The organism is Bartonella krasnovii, assembly GCF_003606345.3.
Taxonomy (GTDB): domain Bacteria; phylum Pseudomonadota; class Alphaproteobacteria; order Rhizobiales; family Rhizobiaceae; genus Bartonella; species Bartonella krasnovii.
On the sequence record NZ_CP031844.2, the window covers coordinates 1,499,119 to 1,523,310 of the forward strand.

Annotated in this window: 15 protein-coding genes, 1 tRNA gene and 2 pseudogenes; 6 read left to right on the top strand and 12 right to left on the bottom strand. The window is 38.4% G+C overall.

Annotated features, from left to right (window positions below):
• Positions 1-27 precede the first annotated feature (27 nt).
• From D1092_RS06365 to D1092_RS06385, 5 genes are all read left to right on the top strand, one after another.
• Complete coding sequence (locus D1092_RS06365) at positions 28-978, top strand: siderophore ABC transporter substrate-binding protein (protein WP_120122666.1); 951 nt, start codon at positions 28-30, stop codon at positions 976-978.
• Positions 979-1,072: 94 nt separating this feature from the next.
• The gene (locus D1092_RS06370; RefSeq protein WP_120122667.1) at positions 1,073-2,029 is read left to right on the top strand and encodes an ABC transporter permease; all 957 of its coding nucleotides are present in this window, start codon (positions 1,073-1,075) and stop codon (positions 2,027-2,029) included.
• Positions 2,022-2,972: an iron chelate uptake ABC transporter family permease subunit gene (locus D1092_RS06375; protein ID WP_120122668.1), complete on the top strand. Its 951-nt coding sequence runs from the start codon at positions 2,022-2,024 to the stop codon at positions 2,970-2,972. The genes D1092_RS06370 and D1092_RS06375 overlap by 8 nt, the downstream gene beginning before the upstream one ends.
• Positions 2,969-3,727, top strand: a complete 759-nt coding sequence (locus D1092_RS06380; RefSeq protein WP_120122669.1) for an iron ABC transporter ATP-binding protein — start codon at positions 2,969-2,971, stop codon at positions 3,725-3,727. Before D1092_RS06375 ends, D1092_RS06380 begins: the two co-directional genes overlap by 4 nt.
• Before the next feature lie 67 nt (positions 3,728-3,794).
• Positions 3,795-3,868, top strand: a tRNA-Gln gene (locus D1092_RS06385).
• A 497-nt stretch (positions 3,869-4,365) separates the two neighbouring features.
• On the opposite strand, the pseudogene D1092_RS06390 reads toward D1092_RS06385, so the two are convergent.
• The 3 genes and pseudogenes from D1092_RS06390 to D1092_RS06400 all read right to left on the bottom strand — a co-directional run bounded on the left by D1092_RS06390 (position 4,366) and on the right by D1092_RS06400 (position 6,056).
• A pseudogene (locus D1092_RS06390) lies at positions 4,366-5,345 on the bottom strand (phage late control D family protein).
• Positions 5,345-5,599, bottom strand: a complete 255-nt coding sequence (locus tag D1092_RS06395) for a tail protein X (RefSeq protein WP_120122580.1) — start codon at positions 5,597-5,599, stop codon at positions 5,345-5,347. Before D1092_RS06395 ends, D1092_RS06390 begins: the two are co-directional and overlap by 1 nt.
• Positions 5,596-6,056, bottom strand: a pseudogene (locus D1092_RS06400) (phage tail protein). The gene D1092_RS06395 and the pseudogene D1092_RS06400 overlap by 4 nt, the downstream one beginning before the upstream one ends.
• A gap of 365 nt (positions 6,057-6,421) precedes the next feature.
• On the opposite strand from D1092_RS06400, the gene D1092_RS06405 reads away from it, so the two are divergent.
• A complete protein-coding gene (locus D1092_RS06405) occupies positions 6,422-10,048 on the top strand; it encodes an autotransporter outer membrane beta-barrel domain-containing protein (protein WP_120122670.1) in 3,627 nt (1,208 codons plus the stop codon).
• A 592-nt stretch (positions 10,049-10,640) separates the two neighbouring features.
• Here D1092_RS06405 and D1092_RS06410 read toward each other — a convergent pair.
• From D1092_RS06410 to D1092_RS06450, 9 genes are all read right to left on the bottom strand, one after another.
• A complete protein-coding gene (locus tag D1092_RS06410) occupies positions 10,641-11,423 on the bottom strand; it encodes an ABC transporter ATP-binding protein (RefSeq protein WP_120122671.1) in 783 nt (260 codons plus the stop codon).
• Positions 11,410-12,294 carry an ABC transporter ATP-binding protein gene (locus tag D1092_RS06415; RefSeq protein ID WP_120122672.1) on the bottom strand — a complete coding sequence of 295 codons (885 nt, stop codon included), beginning with the start codon at positions 12,292-12,294 and terminating at the stop codon, positions 11,410-11,412. The genes D1092_RS06410 and D1092_RS06415 overlap by 14 nt, the downstream gene beginning before the upstream one ends.
• On the bottom strand, positions 12,287-13,216 hold the full coding sequence (locus tag D1092_RS06420) for an ABC transporter permease (RefSeq protein ID WP_120122673.1): 930 nt from the start codon (positions 13,214-13,216) through the stop codon (positions 12,287-12,289). Before D1092_RS06420 ends, D1092_RS06415 begins: the two co-directional genes overlap by 8 nt.
• Positions 13,217-13,218: 2 nt before the next feature.
• Positions 13,219-14,292 (bottom strand): ABC transporter permease, encoded by a 1,074-nt coding sequence (locus tag D1092_RS06425; protein ID WP_120122674.1) that lies wholly within the window; start codon positions 14,290-14,292, stop codon positions 13,219-13,221.
• Positions 14,293-14,404: 112 nt separating this feature from the next.
• Positions 14,405-15,973 (bottom strand): ABC transporter substrate-binding protein, encoded by a 1,569-nt coding sequence (locus D1092_RS06430; protein ID WP_120122675.1) that lies wholly within the window; start codon positions 15,971-15,973, stop codon positions 14,405-14,407.
• Positions 15,974-16,374: 401 nt separating this feature from the next.
• Positions 16,375-18,000 (bottom strand): ABC transporter substrate-binding protein, encoded by a 1,626-nt coding sequence (locus D1092_RS06435; RefSeq protein ID WP_120122676.1) that lies wholly within the window; start codon positions 17,998-18,000, stop codon positions 16,375-16,377.
• A gap of 1,247 nt (positions 18,001-19,247) precedes the next feature.
• On the bottom strand, positions 19,248-19,874 hold the full coding sequence (locus tag D1092_RS06440; RefSeq protein WP_120122677.1) for a DNA-3-methyladenine glycosylase I: 627 nt from the start codon (positions 19,872-19,874) through the stop codon (positions 19,248-19,250).
• Complete coding sequence (gene xseA / locus D1092_RS06445; protein ID WP_120122678.1) at positions 19,852-21,282, bottom strand: exodeoxyribonuclease VII large subunit; 1,431 nt, start codon at positions 21,280-21,282, stop codon at positions 19,852-19,854. Before xseA ends, D1092_RS06440 begins: the two co-directional genes overlap by 23 nt.
• A gap of 399 nt (positions 21,283-21,681) precedes the next feature.
• Positions 21,682-23,313 (bottom strand): ABC transporter substrate-binding protein, encoded by a 1,632-nt coding sequence (locus D1092_RS06450; protein ID WP_120122679.1) that lies wholly within the window; start codon positions 23,311-23,313, stop codon positions 21,682-21,684.
• Positions 23,314-24,192 lie beyond the last annotated feature (879 nt).

Below are 24,192 nucleotides of genomic sequence, written 5' to 3' on the forward strand. Positions count from 1 at the left end.
AATATCAGATAAAAGGATAAAATCAGGATGATAAAATATATGAAATGCGTGACCACTGTCTTACTCGTTGCAATGAGCTTTGCAACGATTTTGTGGACACAGATGAGTGTCGCAAATGCGAGTACTCAGAAAAATGTAACGATTAATCATGTTTCAGGCACAACTTCTGTTCCCGCTTCTCCGCAAAAAGTTATTGTGTTTGATCTTGCCTCGCTTGATAATATGAAACGCCTTGGCATCAAAGCGGTTGTTGGTATTCCTGAAGGGAAAAAACCATCTTATCTGCAACAGTTTAATGATGAAAAATATGAGAAAATAGGCACTCTTTTTGAACCGGATTATGAAAAAATTGCCACTCTTCGTCCGGATTTGATTATTATTTCTTCTCGAACTCAAGCTAAGTATAACGATTTATCCAAAATTGCTCCAACCATTGATTTAACAGTAGGAAACGAAAATTCTCTTGAAGATATTAAACGAAATGTGTCTATTCTTGGGAAAATTTTTAGCAAAGAACAGGAAGCAGAAAAGGAAATTGCAAAACTCAATGAAACTTTAGCTGAAGTCCGTAAAAATACCCAAGGAAAAGGTACAGGGCTCGTCCTCATGACCTCTGGTGGAAAAATCAGTGCTTTGGGTCCAAAATCACGCTTTGATATTTTTCATTCCGCTTTTGGAATTACCCCTGCAACCGATAAGCTCACCGTACAAAAACATGGGCAACTCATTTCCCCAGAATTTATTCTTGAGACAAATCCTGATTGGTTGTTGGTAATTGATCGGGATGTGGCAATTGGACGCGAAGGACTATCCGCAGCACAACTGCTCAACAATGAGCTTGTGCACCGCACAACAGCCAGTAAACAAAACCAAATTATTTATTTGGATTCTTGGAGTTGGTATCGTGCAAGTGGTGGTTTAACAGGACTCCTTGAAACCGCTAAGCAGATCAATGAAGCATTTACAAAGAGCAAATAAAGCTTGCTTGCGATATGAATAAAATTTAAAAACAGAGGTTGTTTATGAAGCAACCTTTGTTTTTTTATTAAGTTTTGTAAGAAAATGGTTTAACGTGAAGAATTATTGGATAACCATAACGCTTCTAATTTTCTTGTCTATCCTCAGCATTTTTGTTGGTTATTCTGATGTTACACCTTCTGATCTCTTCGCAGCCGATCCCCATGCATGGCTTATTTTTTGGCAAACGCGTCTTCCTCGTACTATTGCAATCCTTTTAGTAGGTGCATCGCTTGCACTTTCAGGCATGATTATGCAACTGTTGACACGTAATCGCTTTGTCGAGCCATCAACCGCTGGAACCGTTGAATCTGCTTCCCTTGGCATTCTTTTTATTATGATTTTTCTGCCCGATATTCCTGTTTTAGGAAAAATGATCGTTGCGGCACTTTTTGCCATGATGGGCACTTTACTTTTTATGTTTTTATTGCGCCGCATTCCTCTAAAATCAGCTCTTATTATACCCCTTACAGGGATTATGCTAAGCTATATTATAGGCTCTTTAACCAATACCATTGCAGATTATGAAATGTTACTTCCTTCTCTTCAAGCTTACTTATTTGGTAGTTTTGCCATGATTCTTGAGGGGAAATATGAACTTTTATGGCTCTCCCTTCCCCTTTGTCTTCTAGCCTATTCTACTGCTGATCGCTTTACAGTTGCAAGCTTAGGAGAAGATTTTACCAATAACCTTGGATTAAATTATCGTGTTGTCATGTTTTTTGGTCTTTTTGTTGTTGCTGCAATCACTGCTGTTGTCGTCTGTACCGTCGGCCGTATTCCTTTTGTTGGATTGATTATTCCAAATATTGTTTCAAGTTTCATGGGAGACAATATGCGCTATACCGCTCCTTGGGTAGCCATCAGCGGTGCAGGATTGGTCTTGATTTGTGATCTTTTAGGACGAATTATTCATCCATCTCTTGAAATTCCCATCAGCACTATAATGGGCGTGATCGGTAGTTTTATTTTTATGATACTGCTTTTACGCTGGAGAAAGCGTCTTGGATAGAAGAAAAAAAACAATATGTGTATTCACAACGCTTATCATCATAGCGTGTAGTGTCATAAGTCTTTACATGACATGGAATATTAATATTTACACGTGGAAATTCCGTCTTACAAAACTTTCTTCTCTGCTTCTTATCGCCTACGCAATAAGCGTTTCTACGGTTTTATTTCAAACAATCGTTAATAACCGTCTTCTCACCCCTTCAATCATGGGATTTGATCAGCTGTATATTTTAATAAAGACTATCCTTATGTATTTTGTAGGCTCTCTTTCTTTACCCTTTTTGAATGAAGAAGGACAGCTCATTCTCGAATCACTCATTCTCATTCTTTTTTCCATAAGTATTTTTCGCTGGCTTTTTTCAGGAAGCTTAAAAGGACTTCACTTAACGCTCTTGATAGGTGTTATTTTAGGCAGCTTTTTTTTCAGTTTACGAATGTTTATGCAATTGCAGCTCAACCCAGACCAAATGATGAATTTAACGGATATTATGTTTGCAAATTTTAATAAATTTAACACGTCTCTCATAAGCTTTGCCACAATAATTATTTTCATTTTGAGTTTAATTGGGTGGCGTTCACGTCATCTTCTTGATATTTTAGCTTTGGGACGTGAAAATGCTCTCAATCTTGGCATTAATTACCACAAAAGTGCGACAGCTATTCTTATTTTTGTTTCCATTCTCGTCTCTATTTCCACGGCCTTAGTAGGCCCCGTCACCTTTTTTGGATTGTTAGTTGCCAACCTTTCCTATGAACTTTCTCCTCAAGCAAAGCACAGTGTTGTTATACCGATTGCAATATTATTAGCAATTATTTGTTTGGTGGGAGGACAATTTATTTTAGAGCAAATTTTTCACATAGCAGGACGTTTAAGTTTTATCATTGAATTTTGTGGAGGAATTGTTTTCTTAACGTTACTTATGAAGGGAAAAGTAAAATGATTGAGATCAATCATCTTTCCAAGGCTTATGGAACACAATTGATTATCGATAATTTATGTCTTCATCTTCCAAAAGGAGGAGTTATTTCTCTTATTGGGCCTAATGGTTCAGGAAAATCAACTCTTTTGATGTTGATAAGGCGTCTTTTACCACACGACAAAGGCACAATTAATATCGACGGTTTTGATATTGATAAAATGCCCTATGATATTTTGGCTCAAAAACTCTCAATTTTACGTCAAGATAATCCTTTATCCTTCCGTTTAACCGTGTACGATTTAGTGAGTTTTGGTCGCTATCCTTATTCAAAAGGCTGGTATACACATGAAGATAAACAATTTATCGACAGTGCATTACGCTATCTCGGCTTACAAGATTTAAAAGACCGTTTTTTAGATGAGCTTTCTGGGGGGCAGCGTCAACGAGCTTTTATCGCCATGGTCATCTGTCAAGATACCGATTATCTTCTCTTAGATGAACCATTAAACAATCTGGATATGAAACATGCCGTTTCTATGATGAAGCAGCTACGCCGCACAGCTGATGAACTCAAAAAAACCATTCTTATTGTAATGCATGATATTAATTTTGCCTCTTCTTATTCAGATATGATTGTAGCATTAAAAAATGGGAAAGCAGCCTATTGTGGGACGCCCAAAAAAATCATGCAACCAGAAATTCTTAAAGATATTTACGATATAGATGTTCAGATCAAAACAATCAATGACATACCTGTTGCCTTTTATTATCAATAGTCGGAAAGTTTCTCTTTTGTCCTTGTTTACACTCTAAAATCTGATAAAAGTAATAATCTTGGCTTATTGGGGAATAGTTTAATGGTAGAACAGCGGACTCTGACTCCGTCAATCTTGGTTCGAATCCAGGTTCCCCAGCCAATGTATGTGTGTATGTAGCTTGCCTGTAGCTTGCCAGCAGGTTTTGTATATTTTGACACCAGGTTTTGTACCAATTTATTTTCTTTAAAATGATTTTTCAGGGGTTCTCAAAGGGTCTTCAAAGACCTTTCAAAGATCATTTAAAGACCCTTTAATGAATCTTTTTTCTCTTCTCCTATAAATCACAATTTTTGATAATCAGTCATAAGTAGGAATCGCATTATTTGAAAAGCAGCATGCATAAAATGGTATCTCTTCTTTTAGCATAAACTGCGTGATAGCTTTTCGGTTTTCTGAGGCATTATTAAAACAAAAGAAGCTTGGAGTAATTGGGTAAACATTACCCTATTACTCCTTTAAGGAATAGGGACAAGTTGTCCCAATTGCTCTCTCCCACCCAAAATGCAAACATTGCACGTTGATCTCAAAAAACATTACAACCGATCAAAGGAGCAGGTTGCACCTTTGATTTTCTGTTTCTAACACGTTTAAGTTTCTCATGCCTCTTTTCCCTTATCTGGTGCCTCTAAGGTTATTTCTGTGGTGTATCCGCTTTGCTTTTCATAGCGATGAGCACGGTTGCAGCATGCCATGGACCATTGATTTCACCGCGGAATCCTTGCAGGAGAAGCGGTTGACCCGCCATGATTTCAGGACGTCCCTCAAGGCTTAAAGACCCACTGCCCATGGCTCGACAAAGCCTGTCTGATTCGGAGGCAGCTGCTGCTTGTGCTTCTTGCTCACAAGGATAGCACGTCCGCAGACGGCGAATGGGCCCCGTATACCCTGTACGATGCGTAATGGCGTGCTGTTGTCCTTTTGCGCGATCAAAATACCGTGCTTCTATCATGCCATACTGGGTACGCGGCTCAAGACTAAATTCCCAATGGGAACATTCCTGTTGATGAATTGTCTGGAGGGGGAGATTGTCCCCACTTAAAAATAAAAACTTATTGTCTTTGATCAAAAAACGCGCCTGCATCCGATCAGCAAGGCGGGTTAAAAAATCAATCGCCGATTGATCGGTGCGCACCACATAAGGCAAGGTTTGTTTGGTGAATTTTTGGCTTACCTTTGCTTGATAACCATGACGTTTGGCAAGGGTCTCAACAATCTCAGCAATGGTTTTGTGGTCAAAATGTTCGCTGTTCTGTTCTTTGATCTCCGCACGCATCGAGGCGCTTTTACCACAAAGGCGCAAAATCTCTCCATCACTGCCCCCACAACTGATCACCGTCTCCACAACAAAACGCCCCATAAAGGCACGGATGCTATCCTGATAACCAAAGGTGACATGGAGTGCACTGTTCCTGGAGGGAATCTCTAAATCATTGCCGCTATCATCAAATTCCGCCTCGAATGTATCGGCTTCATTCCCCGCATTGTCTGTGATGGTTGCCGTTAAAAGACGCTGGTAAAAAACCTCATGAACAAGTTTCTCCCCTACCCTTACCTCAATAAAGGGATGTGTGCGCATTAATCCCATAGCCGTTTGACCACACTGTTCTTTTCTTGAGGGATAAATTCAGGCAGAAAAACTTTTAAACCCCGCGGTAAAAAAGTATCATACCCAGCAATCTCTGGATTAGCCTCCAGGGTGGCTTCTAAATAACCCCTCAATGACCCCGCTTGCCTCCGATCTCCTAAAACAGACAAGGCATGATGATAACAAATCAGGTCTAAACTCATATCCTCTAATTCGATCACGAGCTGCTTTGCGGGGATCTTCATGGGCTATCCTCCTCTTGATATTGACCCACTTGATATTGACCTTGTGGTTTTCCCCCATCAAAAAACGGCAACAGGCTAATGGAATAGCGAATACGTCCCGATTGACCAGAGCGGCTAATATAATCATGATCTTTCGTGACACTGGTAATCACCACACATCCAAGCATTAAGGCACTGGAGCTATCATCGCTCATCCAACGGATCATCTGAACGGGTTGAGCCGCACGTATGGTTCTGGTGATAGCATAATGGCAACCCGGTCACCAAACTATTCTGGAAACAACACACCATGGATGGTTTTGGGATCATTGCCATAGCCGGTAAATTGCAAACCAGGGGCCCCACCAAAACGCTCTAGGCAAACCCATGAGGCAGAGAATTCCTCTTCAAACGATTGGTAATTAAGCCAGTCCACATAAAATTGATGCGGTCCTAGCATCAGCAAAGGATCTTGCATGCTCCCTCCCCTCATTCTGTTTATCGTATTATTCTGTCCCGCCATTCCTATCTTGCTTTAATACACCTATGAATATTGGCTCAAAGCATATTTGGCCATTAATAAAATATCATGAGGAAATTCTTGGTGTCTTATAATATTGCATTAAATACGAAAAAGTATTTTTTAACTATAATAAAAAAATACATTCTAAATTAAACTTATATGTTGCGTATTTAACGATAAATTCAACTTTAATTTTGACAAAAAAAGAAAAATAAATTACCAAAATTATGTGTAATTAACGAAAAGCAATATCTATTTTCTGTTCTTCTTTTGAAGACTGCGGGGAAGTAAATATTGGGGGCTTTAAAAGGAGAGTATTTGTGTATAAAAAATCCCTTCTGTCATCTATGGCGACAGCCGCTATCGTGCTGTTTAATATCCAATTCAATGTCCATGCTGAATCTCTTGAAGTTTCTGGAGAGAAAAAAGAGGTCAAAGATGCCACTTATGAGACTCTCCATGCCTTAAAAGGCGGTCAAATCACCGGTAAACATTTAACGGTAAAAGCACCATATTACTATGATACATACGCTGTAACGGCTGAAGGCGCTAACAGTATGATTGAGTTATTAGATAATACAATCATAGAAAACAAAGATAATGAAATTAACTTAGGTCTTGAAGCCAAAGACGGAGCGACAATCAAAATGATTGGAGGTTCTATTATAACTTTCAACACTGGTGCTTCTTTCACTAACAGTAAGAGCAAGGAAAATACACTAGAAAATGTACTCATAACGAATGCAAAGGATGACCTAGAAACAACTTCAGGAATAGTTACTAAGAACAGCAATCTTACCTTAAAAGACGTAACTGCTCATGCTTTCAAGGCTCTAGAGGCAGATGATCATTCTCAAATAACAATATCAGGAGGGGAATTTAATGCAACGCTTGATGGAATATCTGCTAAGCAAGGCAGCATCATTGATATAAACAACAATGCTAAGATTACCTCATCTCTTTCTAGCGGATTACATGCAAATGGTCCAAAATCTAAAATCACAATGACAGGAGGAACTGTAAAAGGCGGAACTACTCTAGGCACATTGCGTGCAGAAAACGGCGGTCATATTGATGTTACAGATGTTGTTATAACATCAGTAGATTATGGAACTGGTGCTTTCGTAGAAAATGAAGGAAGTGTAATTGAACTGCACGGCACAACAATTAAAGATGTTTCGACTGGAATTGAAGCACATGAAGGTAGCACAGTCAAGATGACTGGAGGCTCCATTACAGCTTCTATCATAGGAGCTCAATACACTGAGAGTAACAGTGATAAAAATAAACTGGAAGATGTGGTGATATCAAGTCTTAAAGATGATGAAACACCATCCTCTGGAGTAGATGTCATCAAAAAAAGCAAACTCTCTTTGAAAAATGTAACCATTACTCAAGTAAACCAAGGCATAAATGCTCTTGATCATTCTCAAGTAACAGTATCAGGAGGATCAGTTTGTGCAAGCACTACGGGAGCATCTGCTACATCTTACAGCACCATTACTTTAAAAGACAATGTAAAAATTACTCAAGCATATCACGGCATAGATTCTTCTGATCATTCTCAAGTAACAGTATCAAGAGGATCAGTTTCTGCAAGCACTACGGGAGCATTTGCTGCATCTTACAGCACCATTACTTTAAAAGACAAAGTAGCCATTACTCAAGTAGATCAAGGCATAAATGCTCTTGATCATTCTCAAGTAACAGTATCAGGAGGATCAATTTCTGCAAGCACCGTAGGGATGTCTGCTGAATCTGGCAGCATCATTGATATAAAAGATGAAGCTCACATTACCTCATCTAATGGTGGTGGATTATATGCAAGCGATCTACAATCTAAAATCACCATGATGGGAGGAACAGTAAACGCAAAAGAAGCTGCTTTGTACACTGCAAACGGAGGGCACGTTGATGTTACAAACGTTTCTGCAACAGGGAAAATCGGTGGTTTGCAACTCGCATCTGTTCTTTCTACTGTTTTAAATGAATCATATGATCCAAAAAATTATCAAAACACTGAAATCAATTTGACCAATACAAAAATCCATGTCGACAATGGCACTGGAATTCTCATTGCAACTTTCAGTGATAATACCATTAAAAATATTACCAATCTGTCAATTGGTACAGCCAATCTCATAAATTCAGAAATCCATGCCGATGTTTTATTAGGAAACGGTACTTGGGGAGATAAAGACTTTTTGGAATCGATAAATGCAAAAACAATACCCATCGGTAGCTTTACCTTAAATGCAGATCATTCCATTTTAGAAGGCAGAGCAAACATTGCAAAAGAGAGAAATGTACACTTTGACCTGAAAAACGGAACACAATGGTTCTTAAAAAATAGCACACAAGAAAAAGATGATAATGGAAAACTCCTTGATATTGCTCAAAGGTCACGTTCTGATGTTTCTGTTCTCGATCTCAATGACAGCTCTCTCATTTTTCAAGAACCAACAGAAGATCATTACCACACATTGCATATAGGCTCTGGAAAACCAGAGACCAAAGCCGTCTATAATGCAACAGGCGATGCACAGATTTCCTTCAATACTTGGTGGAGTGATGGTAAACCAATCGCTGAGCAAAAAACCGATCAGCTTTTGATCAATGGGGATGTTTCAGGAACGACAAATGTTCTTGTTAATTTAAAAGGGAACACCACTCAACAAAAAACTTCTAATGTTGAGAAAAATATACGAGGACTTTCTCTTATCCAAGTTTCTGGAACAGCTGAAGAAAGCTCTTTTAAATTAGCCCATGGCTATACCACAATAAATGGTTCACCAGATAAATATATGCTCCGTGCCTATGGACCAAACTCAAGCCAAGGCAAAGCGGATATAAAACAAAATCTCTTCGATGAAAAAAATGAAAACTTCTGGGATTTTCGTCTACAACCAGAGTTTCTTAATTCTAATCCAGAGTCTGGCTCTAATACCGGTGGCTCTGGTTCTCATCCTGAAGAAAATGTACATGCGCCTGTAGCACAAATGGCAAGCTATTTGGTCATGCCCAATGCTCTCTTCTATAGTGGATTGACTGATATGGCTGAACAAAATGCATTGTTGGCAAATATCAGAACATCGCTCATAGATAAAGGACAAGAAAAACAGAACGGCTTTTTCTTACACACCTATGGAAGCACAGGAACCTTCTCCTCTGAAAGCGCACCACGTCAATATGGTTATAGCGGTGCTGATCTTCACTATGCCGCTCTACAAGGAGGGGTGAACTTCGCAACACTGGAAGGGCATAATACCACAACACGTTTCGGTCTTTTAGGAACCTATGGACAGCTTTCCTTTACGCCAAAAGATATGCAAGATGCTGGAAAAAACACCGTTGATAAATGGTCCCTCACAGCCTATGGAACCATACAATACGACAATGGCTTTTATCTTGATACGTTGTTATCCTATGGCTTCCTAAAAGGAGAGATCACCAATGCCGTCATTGGGACAACCGCAAAGTTGAAGAATGCCAAAATGTTGAACATCTCCACCACTGTTGGCAAACAATTTGCAACAGGAATGCAGGGGGTAACATTTGAACCCCAAGCTCAAGTTGCTTATCAACATTTGGCATTTGATACAATTTTAGATGCTGATAATCTAACCATTGACATGAATAATCCTCATCAATGGATGATCCGTGTTGGCGGACGTTTGACCAAAAGCATTACCGCTGAAAACAACCGTCCTATGTCTTTCTATGGAAAAGTCAACTTGATCAAAACCTTTGGAGATGATCAAGCACTCCATATTGATAAGGATTATAAACTTGATGCTATGGGAGCTGCGATTGAAGGTGGGCTTGGTATCAGTGCACAATTATCCACGAATCTCTCCCTTCATGGTGATGTCAGCTATCAACAAAAGCTGCAAAAAACCGGTATATCGGGAGCAAGCTTTTCAGGCGGAATACGCTATCAGTTTTGAAGCAAAACTGTAAAATAGCCATTCTATTCAATGTAACAAAAAAGGCAGCACGATATGCTGCCTTTTTAATTCTATGACGATTTGTTTTTTAAACGTTTTTTTAAACTGAAAGCAACAAAATATTTGAAGACTGTCATTGATCATTGGAATTTTTTTACAAAAATTCTTCTTTTATAAAAAATAAAGCTTAGCATCTTTCGATGAATAATACCCAAAGCTCTAAAAAAGAGCATAACTAAAAAATAAGATGATATTATAAAATAATAAGAAGCTTTTTCAGAACACGCAGCCATTATTCTCTTCTGTTATTTCTCACACATTTAATGCTTAAAATCTTAAAATAAAAAAAACTAAACATAAAATGATAAGTAAAAAATAAGATAACACTATCAAACAAAGAATTTATGTTAAATCACTTATATATTTCAAAACCTGAGTTCTAATAGGATTTTAAATATTATAGCTTAAACACTATCCAGAAAATTCATAACTAAAAAAAATCCTATTATCCTCCCTTCCCTTTTAACAAAGCCGCCAAACATCTCCAAAAACTTCAAAACAAAAAACGACATTTTTTGTTCAAAAAAATCGATCATGCTCTTTGTTCTCTATGAACGATAGGCTCAATACTGGCTTCAAAAAACTCTTTTGTATAATCGTGTTGCGCATGGAGATTACGCAACTCATCATTGCTAAGTTCTTCAAGAATAATCCCTTTATGCATAATTCCAACCCGTTCACAAATATGGGCAACAACAGAAAGATCATGAGATACCATCAAATAAGTAAGCTTTTTTCTCTCGCGTAACGATTTCAACAAGTTTAAAATTTCAGCCTGCACCGACACATCCAATGCAGATGTTGGCTCATCAAGTAACAAAACCTCTGGTTCGATAATTAAAGCACGAGCAAGAGCAATACGTTGGCGCTGCCCTCCAGATAATTCATGAGGATAACGATAAAGAAATGAAGAATTTAAGCCAACGGAATCTAAAGCATCCTCCACCCTTTCTCTTTGATTATCCATACCGTGGATTTTAAGCGATTCAGAAAGCACCGTATGAACCATTTTTCTTGGATGAAGCGACGCATAAGGATCTTGAAAAACCATCTGAATACGGCGCAGAAAACTCTTGCCCCTTTTTTTTGCGACTTCTTCTCCATCAAAAAGAAACTTTCCACTATATTCTGGAATAAGCCCCACCAATGTATTTAAAATAGTTGATTTTCCACATCCGGATTCACCAATTAAACCATAAGCTTCACCACGCTTAATATGAAAATTAACATTTTTAACAACGGTTACGGCCTTGTGCCTGTGCCCAAACGTTACAGATAAATTAGAAACATCAATAATATTCTCACAATTTGCCATGAGGAACCTCCTCAACACCATTAACAATCGTAGGATTATACAACCAATCAGGGTCGCGCTCAGGAACAGCCAAAACATCAACAGGATTATCAAGCCGTGGCAAACTTGCTAGCAAAGCCTTTGTATAAGGATGACAAGCGCGAGACAAATCAGAAGCAGGCAACTCTTCTAGCACACGTCCCGCATACATCACCAAAATACGATCACAAAAATCAGCAATCATATTCAAATCATGACTAATGAAAATAAGCCCCGTTCCAGACTTTGTCACAAGTTCATCTAATACAGATAAAACTTGTCGTCTGACCGTAATATCAAGTGCAGATGTTGGCTCATCGGCAATAATTAAATCAGGTTTTGGAATGAGCATCATTGCAATCATCACACGCTGCCCCATCCCTCCAGATATTTCATGAGGAAAGAGACGCATCACATGTTCAGGATCACGGATATGAACAGATTCTAACATAGATATGGTCCGCTCCCGTGCTTCAGCTTTTGAAACACGGTAATGAATACGGTAAGCCTCCATAATCTGCTCCCCAATCCGTATTAAGGGATTAAGTGAATATTTGGGATCCTGTAAAATCATTGAAATACGCTTACCACGGATTTTTCGCATCTGAGGTTCACTTGCAGTCAATAAATCAACATCCTCAAAGCGCATTTTTTTAGCTTTAACAATGGCGGATTTTGGACTCAGCTTTAGTATTGCCCGTCCAGTCATCGATTTTCCCGACCCAGATTCACCAACAATACCAATTTTTTCTTTTCCGACAGAAAAGCTAACACCGCGCACAACTTCTGCAATGCCGCGCGTTGTAGGAAAAGAAATACGTAAATCTTCTACTTCTAATAATTTATTACCCATTGCGTGGATCCAATACATCACGAAGACCATCACCCAACAAATTGAAAGCAAGGCTTGCAAATAATATTGCACAGCCTGGTATTGCTGCCAACCACCAATTTGTCATCATAAATTCCCGCCCCGAAGAAAGCATCGCCCCCCATTCAGGACTTGGAAGTTGTGCTCCCAACCCTAAAAATCCAAGGCCAGCAGCTGTTAAAATAATCCCAGACATATCTAAAGTTAATCGTACAATCACTGAAGGAATACACATGGGCACAACATGAAACAAAATAATTCGCCAAGCAGAAGCTCCCTGCAAGCGAACTACAGAAACATAATCAGAAGAACGTATCGTCAAAGTTTCAGCGCGCGCTAAACGCGCAATTGGTGGCCATGCTGCAATCGAAATTGCAATAGAAGCATTTTCTATCCCTGGTCCCAATGCGGCTGAAAAGGCAAGAGCTAAAATCAAACCTGGAAAAGCGAGAAAAATATCAACAATGCGCATGAGCACAGTATCAACCCATCCTCCCATATAACCAGAGACAGTCCCAACAATAAGCCCTATTGGCCCAACAATAATTGTTGTAAGAAAGACAACATAAAGAGTAATACGAGAACCAAAAACAAGGCGACTAAAAATATCACGTCCTAACTCATCTGTCCCAAAATAATGGGCCATAGAGGGAGGCTGCAACCGATGCCCCAGATCATTGCTAAGAAAATCGTGCGTCGCAATCCAAGGAGCAAAAAGTGCACATATGATAATAATACAAATAATAAGCAGACCAAATACAGCCGAAAAGTTATGAAAAAACTTTACCAATGCGTGATAAATTCTTTGTATGTTTGCTTGAATTATGGACTGTGGAACAGGATCGTTTAACCAAAAGCTCAAAGAAGATGATGATGGCGATTTATGATGATTACTGACTGTCATATTCAACGTGTCCTTGGATCAAAAATGCGATAAAGCAAATCAGAAAATAAATTAATAGCGACAAAGATAAACCCTACAAGTAAAGTACATCCTACAACTGCATTCATATCTCCAGCGAGAAGAGCATTTGTCAAGTAATGCCCAAAACCAGGCCAAGCAAAAACTGTCTCCGTCAAAACAGCCCCCTCTAATAAAAAAGCATAAGAAAGTGCAACAACGGTAATAACTTGAACAGCAGCATTCCGAAAGGCATGCCCCCAAACCGTTCGCGCCCATGATAATCCCTTTACACGTGCCGTAATGATATATTCCTGATTGAGTTGCTCAATCATAAACCCACGAGTCATACGACTAATATAAGCCATAGCCCCGAAAGCCAAAATCAAAGCAGGCGTGATAATGTGGCTAAAGACATTCCCAAAAGCCTCCCATTGTCCTTGGCTAGCAGTATCCCAAAGAAAAAATCCTGTTTTGGGTTCAAAAGAATATTCATAAAGAAAATCAAGTCGTCCTGGACCACCAACCCAGCTAAGCTTCGCGTAAAATATTAACAATGCCATGAGCCCAAGCCAAAATGTCGGTGTAGAATAACTCAAAAGTGTAAAAACACGGACAACATAATCAATAAATGAATCGCGATACATTGCCGCAAAAACACCAAAGGGGATTCCAAGAGTTGTGCCAATAACAATAGCAACAGTTGCAAGCTCTAATGTTGCAGGAAATACACGCATAATATCTTCTAAAACAGGACGCCCAGACGTTAAAGCATCTCCAAAGTCAAATAAAAATACATTATGAAGATACTTCCAATATTGAACAATCAACGGCTTATCAAGACCCAGCTTATAATACATGGCATCATAAGCTTCCTGACTGATATTATCACCAAGAATAGAGAGAACAGGATCGAGAGGAAGAAGGTGACCAAGAAAAAAAGTAATCGTCACCAACCCAAGCAATGTGATAAAAACTGAAATAAGAAGTTTTAATCCCTTGGACAAAAAGTCCCATAAAAATAATTTTCTCTGCTTTTCTGATACAGCTCTTTCAGTCTCTGAAAGTGGCAAAACCATTATTAAAATCCCCTCTGTAGCGATAAAATATAAAGCGAACACTTTTTTATAGAATGAAACAATTTATTATTAGCACGTTCTGCAATCCTTCTCGATAACATAATACTTCTTTTTATTTTTCTGCTTCATTGTAGTAAAGCCTAAAACTATTCCAAACCCATTTTTTGACATCTGATCCCATCCCAACAGTATAATATGTCTGAAATAAATAAACCATAGGACCGTGTTCAAACACATAATTTTGTAAAGCACGATATTGCAAAAGCCGCTTATTTTGATCTTGCTCAAACAAAGTATCCATCACCATTTTATTGATATTTTCATCATAATATCCAGCGCGCCAAGCTAAATACATATTATGCTTTTTTGTAAATGTTGGATCAGGATTAAAAACATGATTTAACGAAGCAGGATGCCCATCAGGATCAGCACTTCCCCATCCCATAAGTGCACTATCATAATTTCCACCACGCACACGGCTTAACAATTGATTTTGTGCCATTTTCTCAATGGTAAAATCAACACCAATTTTGTGCGCATTGGCTTGAATAGACTGCGCGACAGAGGACATATAACTAAGACTACCCACTAAAAGATTAGCTTTAAAACCATTGGGATAACCAGCCTCACTAATCAACTGTTTGGCTTTTTCCAAATCTAACTTAAAGGGCACTCCTTCTTTTTCATCCAAAGCGCCAGGAATTCCCAACGCCATATAGCTCGCGCGTGGAATGCCAATACCCTTTAAAACGGTCTTTCCAAGCCCCTCATAATCAACCAAATAACGAAGTGCCAAACGTACCTTTTCGTTAGCAAAAATTGTATTCTTATTATTCAGCGACAGATAAATAATCTGTGGTCGTAAAACACGACTAATTTTGACTGGTCCTCCCTGCTTTTCAATATCTAAAATATCCTCTGAAGAAAGATCACGCGCTATATCTACATCACCCTTTTCCAAAAGAAGTCTTTGACTGGCTGAATCCGCAACATGCTGTACAACAATTTGCTTAATTTTAGGTGCATTTCCCCAGTAATGTTGTGTTGCTTCTAATACAACTTTTTCTCCAGGAGACCAGCGTACCAATTTATAAGGTCCAACACAGGCTGTATGGGTAGCCAAATATTTATTGCCCATGTCACCATTAACACTTTCTGCTTCAACTGTTTTCCGATCAAGCAAAGCAGAAGCATAGGATTGTGCAATAGCTGTCAATATAAGCTGAATAGGATAGGGTTTATCTACCTTTAACTGTAAAGTTTTATCATCAAGGGCTTGAATATGCGTTTCCATATTGTCTTTAGTAAAGCCATAATCCTTCAAAAACTGAGAGTACCCTAATCCCAGTTTAATAATCCGGCGCATCGACCATACGAGATCTTGCGCCGTTGCTTTTCTTCCATCATCAAACTTTAAATCATCACGAAGATGAAAAACTATTCTTTTCCCACCATCTAACACATCCCAAGATTGTGCCATAGCAGGACGAATTTTTGTAGGATCATGCTCATCATATTGCACAAGCGCACTGCAAATATTCGTCAATAATTCACTTGTCACAACCTCAACGGTTTGCGCTGGATCAAAACTACTAATTGAATCAATATTCCATGCCATCACCAATATATCTTTAGACGAAGCACTGAATGCTGGTACTACAGCCCCATTTAAAAATCCCATTGTGCTTAATAAAATACAAATTCTTTTCAACACTCTTTTTCCCCCATTTTATCTTTTCTTTTTGTGTTCCCATACCTTTTTATAGAAAGTACTTGTAACTTCATCTTCTAAACAGCATGGTATCAAATATCAACTTCATTTAATCAAACTGAGCATCTATAAAGTAATTTTTCTCATAGAGAGATTTATTATTCAAATGAGGAAAATCTGTAATCATAAACAAAAAACCTCCCCAATATAACTTCCCCTCTTCGCTCCGCCTTATAAATGACCTCAATCATATACGCCCCCCACAATTTTATTCTCCTAAAAAAACTAAAGAACTCTTCTTTAGGAGAATATTTTTACCATGTAATGATGCCTCAAGCCTTTTTTATCTTGGACGGCACGAAAAAGCACGCTTATTTTTCAATTGCACTATAAAAAATACGCGGCGCACTATTCCAAACCCATTTTTTGACATCAGATGTCATCGCGATAACACTATATTGTTGATAGATAAACGCATAAGGGCCTTTTTGCATCAATTCACGTTGTAAATCAGCATATATTTTTGCCCGTTTTTGTGGATCTTTTTGAAATAAAGCCTCTTCAACTTTTTGATTCATCTCTGCATCAAAATACCCATGCTTCCAACTAGGATAGGCTGTATTTTTTGCCTCAAACCGATTATCCGGATTATAAACAAGACGTGAAGCCATTGTATGAGGATCCGCAGAATCATTATTCCATCCGATAAAAGCCGTATCAAAAGCCCGTGCATTTACTTTTGAAAACAACTGTGTCCCTGCCACACGTTCAATTTTAAGATGCACACCTGCCTGTGCTGCACTATCTTGGAGTGACTGGGCAAAGAGCACAGTATAAGGAGCATTTGAAACAAGAAAATTTGCTTCAAAGCCATTCGGATAACCAGCTTCTGCTAAAAGTTTCTTGGCTTTTTGAATATCAAGCTTAAAGGGTTGCCCTTCTTTTTCATCCAAAGCCCCAAAGTTACCAAGAGGAATAAAACTTGCCCGCGGAATACCAATCCCTTTGAGAAGCTTCTTACCAAGACCTTCATAGTCTATGAGATAGCGCATCGCCAAACGTACTTTTTCTTTAGCAAAAATGGGATTTGTCGTATTAAATCCCCAGTACATCATGGTTGGCACTAACACCTTTTCAACTTTAATATCCTTTGCTTTTTGCAGATCTGCAAGATCTTCAGGGGTCAAATTACGAGCAACGTCGATATCATGTTTTTGCAACAATAAACGTTGTGTTCCAGGTTCTGCAACATGACGAATAAGGATCTGCTTCAATTTTGGTGCATCTCCCCAATAATGAGAGCTTGCTCGCAACAAAAGAGCTTCTCCAGGGCGCCAACTTTTTAACTCATAAGGACCAACACAAGCCGCATGTGTTTTCAAATACCGATTTCCCAGATCGCCATCTTTTTCATGCTTCATAATGGTCTCACGATCAAGCAAAGCCGTCGCACGACTCGCAACAACATTATTAAGAATAAGCTCTGCTGGATAAGGCTTATCAAATTTCATCACCACTGTTTTTTCATCAGGCGCTTGCAAAGCATCATCAATATTTTTCTCTGTAATGCCATATTCATTAAAAATTGCTGCATTCCCCATCTTCAATTTGACAATCCGCTTCATCCCCCAAACAAGATCATTAGCGTTGGCTGCTCTACCATCATTAAACTTCAAACCATCACGCAAATGAAAGGTAATTACCGTACTGTGATCATCCCCTGAAACATCCCAGTGTGTTGCTAAAGATGGAACTATTTTCGTTGGATCATCTGTCGCAGTACTGACCAAATTATCACAAACATTGTAAATAATTTCACTTCCATAAACATCTGTGAATTGCGCGGGGTCAAATGTACTGATTGCATCCAGATTCCAAGCCATCACAAGGGTATCGGTCGGTGTTTTTGCTGAAGCTTGTTGTACTAACATCCCCATTGACATAAAAACAGAAACAAGGAAACCACCTCTTTTCAATATTTTTCTTTTCAAGTTCATAAATTCTCCCCTTTATTTTTTTATCAATGAATAACAATGAAATGATATGTAAGTTTATAATTATAAAGATTGAACAAATATATTTTCATCCCTTACACAAAATCATCGACTTTTAAATTTCATCAACTTTATAAATTTATTGATTGACAATTTCAATCAAACCATAGTGAACATAGAATATATGTTTTACCAACCAATATCGCACTCTTTGTCGTAATATCTCTTTGCACGCGATAATAAGCTCTATCACCTTCTAATTAATCATCAAAACAAAATTTCATGATACAATTTTCCCCAAAGACATAACGAATATAAAACCTTCTAAACTTTAATTTGCATTATTGCTTTGCCGCTATAAAAATAGAATGGCAAACAACATGCTGTAATAAAATGCTTGGTTTCAACATTAACATACAAAGATTCAATGAAAAATGTCTTGAATACCAGCCTGTCTGAGCTTAAACATCCTCCCCAAAATGGAGCACATACGCAGTAAAACTCCTCTCTAATAGGGAAAAGTTATCAGATAATAACCCCTAACACAAGCAGCTTGAGTTATTTAATGTCAATTTTTCATCGCAGTACTTTATTGTGTATGACCTAGGAAGGTCTTGAACAATAGAGCCTCACACAAATAAACCAACGATCAACCCAAGCAAAATATAACAATACAACAACAGCCCCCACCTAAAAACCATTTTGCATTATCAATAAACATGAATAAAATATTCACTACTTATGTAACGTCCATGTCATTAACGGAAATAAAATACCTTTTCTAAACCATTTCAAATGCCAAACGCTGTCACAATATTTTAGAGTGGGCAAAGTGTGTGTGATGGTGCCGGCTTATTTCTTCATAAGTATAAGATGGTGATGCTTAATAGCTTTACTGTTACACCATTCACCAGCACCATCGCAAAATAAGCTTTGGAGCGAAGTATTTTTTAAGAACGCACATGAATTAGAAACCCAATGGTATCCTGCTTTATATATAAAACATCCTCCTTATCTAACTTCAGATACAGAATAGTTAAGATATTACTCTTTTTTGCATTTGTTTTTGCATTCTCAAAAGTATACTTTTATCCTTTTGATGACCAACAATAATTAAAAAAATCACCACTATTGTATCATTTGTATGCTTCAATTATCTTATATAATGGAGTTTGTGTAATCACACATTTATGAAACAATTCGATGCTTATCCTATCAATCACTGCTCTTATGACAGAAGTTTTACCAATTTATCGACAAAAACACCCTTCAAGGTGATCATTGACAATCCCTACAGACTGCATAAAAGCATAACAAATCGTGGGACCAACAAACGTCCAGCCGCGCTTCTTTAAATCTTGAGAAAGGCGAAGAGAAGCTGGAGTGATGGGGTTTTCCAACAATGTTTGAAAATCTATCTTTTCATAACGCTCCGATTGTGGGGGCTGAAAAGACCAGAAATAGTGGGATAAACTCCCCCACTCGGTTATAATTTCCTGTGCTCTCAAGGCATTATTAAGCACTGATCGAATTTTTCCTTGATGACGAACAATGCCTTTATTCTGCATCAATGTTTGCACCTTTAGCGCATTATAATGACTGATTTTTTCAAAATTAAAGTGATCAAATGCCTCTCGAAAAGAAGAACGTTTTTTTAAAATCGTAAACCAAGAAAGCCCCGCTTGGAAACCTTCAAGACAAATTTTTTCAAACAAAGGGATATCCTCAAAAACAGGTTTTCCCCATTCGTTATCATGATAAGCACAATAAAGTGGATCCGTTCCTGCCCATGCGCAACGAACTTTTCCATCCCTCCCCTTAAGAAGTCCTTTATCAAGCACCACATTTACCATATTAAAAGAGCGTTCCTTGGTCATCACTTGGCGATTTTATCTTCTTGTGTTTTGAACGTGTCGAGGAAGCAGGCTCTTGTGTTGCAACACAGATATCTCCATCAAAAAAGCGTAAATTTATTTGTCCATTTTCAGGAAATTGTGCCAACCGTTTAATAGGCTTATGATCTTGCCCCAAAGCCAAAACAAAACCACGCTCTAAAATATTCTGATAAGAAGTACTTTTTAAAAGTCTACATGCCAACTCTAACGCCGCGTATTGTTTTTCTATACTACGCATAAAAGCACGATGAAGGCGTGCCGTATATTCCTTTGTATAGCGATGTGCTTTTTCACTCTTTAACAAACGAGGCGAAAGACGGAGATGAAGGGCATGAAAAGAAAAACGTTTTTTATCATAACTCACACAAAGAGCACGCTGTAACCGACTTGAAATTTCATCAAAACCACGCCGCGGTAGAGCGAACAGTTGGTCGACACTAGGAAGACCTCGTCTAGCTGCACGCAGCTTTTGTTGATGAAAATCAAAAGAACGTGCAAGTCCTTTACGCAAACGTGCCCCAAGTGACGCAACACTCACTTCAAGATCAAGCTTAACAGGGACAGCCTTTTCTGCGGCTCCTGTAGGGGTTGGCGCACGCCAATCAGCGACATAATCAATCAAAGTCCAGTCTGTTTCATGCCCAACAGCAGAAATAACGGGAAGCTCAGAAGCATAAACAGCACGAACAACAGCTTCGTCATTAAACCCCCACAAATCTTCTAAACTTCCTCCTCCCCGTGCAACAATAAGCAGATCAGGTTTTGGAACTGGTCCTCCTGAAGAAAGTGCATTAAAACCTTCAACAGCAGCAGCCACTTCACTCCCACTTGTTTCCCCTTGAACACGGACAGGCCAAACCAAAATATGCAACGGAAAACGATCAGATATACGATGAATAATATCACGAATAACAGCCCCCGTTGGTGATGTTACAACACCTATAACTCGAGGCATATAAGGCAAAGGCTTTTTCTTTGCTTCATCAAATAAGCCTTCTTCTGCAAATTTTTTCTTACGATTTTCAAGAAGAGTCATCAAAGCACCAACCCCTGTTGGTTCAAGAGCTTCAATGACAATTTGATATTTCGATGACCCTGGATAAGTCGTAAGCTTGCCGACAGCAACAACTTCCATCCCTTCTTCAGGAGGGAATTTGAGCTTTTCCATAAACCCGCGCCAAATAACAGCTTCCAACCGCGCTTTATCATCTTTTAAGGAAAAATAAGCATGTCCCGAAGCATGAGCACCGCGGTAACCCGAGATCTCCCCACGTACCCGTACGTACCCAAACTTTTCTTCCACAACACGCTTTAAAGCACCTGCTATTTCGGAAACAGTAAATTCTGCAACATTCGTTGCAGTTGTCTTTTCACCAAATAAACTTACCATTCTTCAATTCTTTACGCCTATTTTGTGGTTCTTTTCAAAACAATGCATCTTTAATTTTTTAACTTATCGCTTCACCCCATATCCGCGGTAGCAGTGAGAAAACAGCCTCTATCCTTAGTCTCAAACTGATGACTAAAATCATCAAGGTTTAAAATATGCTGATTATTTCATCCAGAATTTTATCAACGACAGTGAAAATATTCAATCTCAACATCCATAAAAATTTAATGAGAAAAAAAATATCTTTCTAAAAGAGCTATATCTTGAGAAAGCCTTCCCTATACAACAGATCGATTTGTTAGCGATAAACTTCAACGTTTTGCAAAAATTTTAAATCCTATGCAAAACGTCGAAGATATCGTGATCGTATTTTTATAAGTTATAACATTGAAAATAGGTTTATTTTTCAACGGAAGCATAAAAAATACGTGGTGCACCATTCCACACCCATTTTTTCACATCAGGTGTCATAGCAACAATGTTATATGTCTGATAGATAAAAGCATAGGGACCTTTTTGCATGAAGTCACGCTGCAAATCAGCATACATTTGCGCCCGCTTCTGTGGATCTTTTTGAAAGAGGGCATCTTTCACCTTCTTATTCATATCTTCATTCAAATAGCCATGGCACCAACTAGGATAGCCTGTGTTTTTAGCCTCAAACCGATTATCAGGGTTTAAAATAAAACGTGCAGCCATTGTATGAGGATCAGAAGAAGAATTATTCCATCCTATAAAAATTGTATCAAAGCTGCGGGCATAAAGTTTTGAAAACAACTGCGTACCGATAAAATGTTCAATCTTAAAGCGCACACCTACCTTTTTTGCATTGTCTTGAATAGACTGAGCAATAGGCAAAGCAAAAGGATAAGGAGATTTTCCAGCAAAAATATTAGCCTCAAAACCATTCGGATACCCTGCTTCTATTAAAAGCTGCTTAGCTTTTTTAAGATCAAGTTTAAAGGGTTGCCCTTCTTTTTCATCCAAAGCTCCAAAATTACCAAGAGGAATAAAGCTTGCCCGTGGGATACCAACATCTTTAAGAAGAGTCTTTCCCAAAGTGTCATAATCGATAAGATAGCGCATCGCCAAACGTACCTTTTCATTGGCAAAAATAGGATTTGTCACATTGAAACCCCAGACAATCAGAGATGGAGCCAATATTTTTTCAACCTTAATATCTGTTGTTGATTGAAGATCAGCTATATCTTCTGGTGTCAAATTACGAGCCACATCAATATCGTGTTTTTCCAACAACAAACGTTGTGTTCCAGGCTCTGCAATATGACGAATTAAGATTTTCTTTAATTTGGGTGCCTCTCCCCAATAATGGGAACTTGCCCGCAATAAAATTCCTTCTCCAGGACGCCAACTTTCTAACTGATAAGGACCAACACAAGCAGCATGATTAGCCAAATAGCGATTACCCATATCACCATCTTGTTCGTGTTTCATCAGTGTCTCACGATCAAGCAAAGCAACAGTACGATTAGTGGAAATATTGCTCAGAATAAGCTCTGCTGGATAAGGTTTATCAAATTTCATCACCACCGTTTTCTCATCGGGTGCTTGAAAAGCCTCATCAACATTTTGTTCTGTGATACCATATTCATTAAAAGTTGCTGCATTAGACAGCTTCAATTTGACAACTCGCCTCATCCCCCAAACAAGATCACGAGCACCAGCAGGCCGACCATCATTAAACTTCAAATCATCGCGTAGATGAAAAGTAATCACCGTACTCTGGTCATCGCTTGCAACATCCCAACTCTTTGCCAAAGAAGGAACAATTTTACTTCCATCATTTTTAGCAGAATCGACTAAATTATCACAAACATTGACAACAATTTCAGCACCATACCGATCATTGAGCTGCGCAGGATCAAAATTACTAATTGCATCAAGATCCCAAGCCATCACCAGGGTATCGGCCGGTGTTTTTGCTGAAACTGGTTGCACCAACATCCCAAAAGCAATAATTACAGAAGCAAAAGGACTGCTCCCTTTTAATATTTTTCTCTTTAAGCTCATAGGTTTTTCCCTTTAAAGTTTATTATATAAATTCCTCACGCAATAAAAACGTGCAAAAATAAAAAGACCAGGCTTTTAAAACACAGCTCCTCAAGACAAAATATCAAACCCTTTAAACAGCAAGAACCACCGCTTGAGAGCGATATTGGTAGGCTAAAACAAAAGAGACAACGGAAAATGATCTGATAAACGATGAGTGATACCACAAATGACAGCATCTATGGGCGATGTCACAACACCTGTAACTTTGAAGATACAAGCCAAAGATCTTCTTTATCGCATCAAACAAAACTTCTGCTTTAAAAATCTTTTTGTGATTTTCCCAAAAGAACCTTCGGAGCACTGACTTCAGTTGCTTTCAAACCTCAATCACCCTTTGATACCTTGATAATCCCCACAAGCATAGTTTACCCCAACAATGGCCACTCCTCTCCTTCCCCACAAGGAAATTTGAGCTTCCATGCCCCCATACACAAAGGAGAATCTCTGGGCGATCTTCAGCATTTCATCATTTTTAAGGAAAGATGGTAAATTTGAAGCATTCGCTCCACAATAACCTCATATTCCCCCAATGCACCTGCACATAACCCAATTTCTTCTCAACAGCACATTTTAAGGTCCCCGCTTTTTCTAAAAAATACTAAATTCTGCTTATATTCGGTATGCCCGCTTCTTGAACAAATAAATTTATTATTTTTTACTTCACTTAAGATTGAAATCTCCAATCCTAATACCTATATATAGGATTTTTCATAAAATGCATAGCCCTTCTTTTAAAAAGAGTATGTTAAAATATTCTGTAATGCATTTTACCGATAAACTTCGATATTTTGTAAAGCTTTTAAGCCCTGCACAAAACATCGAAGATATCGTCTTTAC

Excerpts from the sequence above, each read along its gene's own strand:
- D1092_RS06365 (WP_120122666.1), top strand. The coding sequence starts at position 28 with ATGATAAAATATATGAAATGCGTGACCACTGTCTTACTCGTTGCAATG.
- D1092_RS06380 (WP_120122669.1), top strand. The coding sequence starts at position 2,969 with ATGATTGAGATCAATCATCTTTCCAAGGCTTATGGAACACAATTGATT.
- D1092_RS06395 (WP_120122580.1), bottom strand. The coding sequence starts at position 5,599 with ATGAAGATCCCCGCAAAGCAGCTCGTGATCGAATTAGAGGATATGAGT.
- D1092_RS06410 (WP_120122671.1), bottom strand. The coding sequence starts at position 11,423 with ATGGCAAATTGTGAGAATATTATTGATGTTTCTAATTTATCTGTAACG.
- D1092_RS06415 (WP_120122672.1), bottom strand. The coding sequence starts at position 12,294 with ATGGGTAATAAATTATTAGAAGTAGAAGATTTACGTATTTCTTTTCCT.
- D1092_RS06420 (WP_120122673.1), bottom strand. The coding sequence starts at position 13,216 with ATGACAGTCAGTAATCATCATAAATCGCCATCATCATCTTCTTTGAGC.
- D1092_RS06425 (WP_120122674.1), bottom strand. The coding sequence starts at position 14,292 with ATGGTTTTGCCACTTTCAGAGACTGAAAGAGCTGTATCAGAAAAGCAG.
- D1092_RS06430 (WP_120122675.1), bottom strand. The coding sequence starts at position 15,973 with ATGGGATTTTTAAATGGGGCTGTAGTACCAGCATTCAGTGCTTCGTCT.
- D1092_RS06435 (WP_120122676.1), bottom strand. The coding sequence starts at position 18,000 with ATGAACTTGAAAAGAAAAATATTGAAAAGAGGTGGTTTCCTTGTTTCT.
- D1092_RS06440 (WP_120122677.1), bottom strand. The coding sequence starts at position 19,874 with ATGACCAAGGAACGCTCTTTTAATATGGTAAATGTGGTGCTTGATAAA.
- xseA (WP_120122678.1), bottom strand. The coding sequence starts at position 21,282 with ATGGTAAGTTTATTTGGTGAAAAGACAACTGCAACGAATGTTGCAGAA.
- D1092_RS06450 (WP_120122679.1), bottom strand. The coding sequence starts at position 23,313 with ATGAGCTTAAAGAGAAAAATATTAAAAGGGAGCAGTCCTTTTGCTTCT.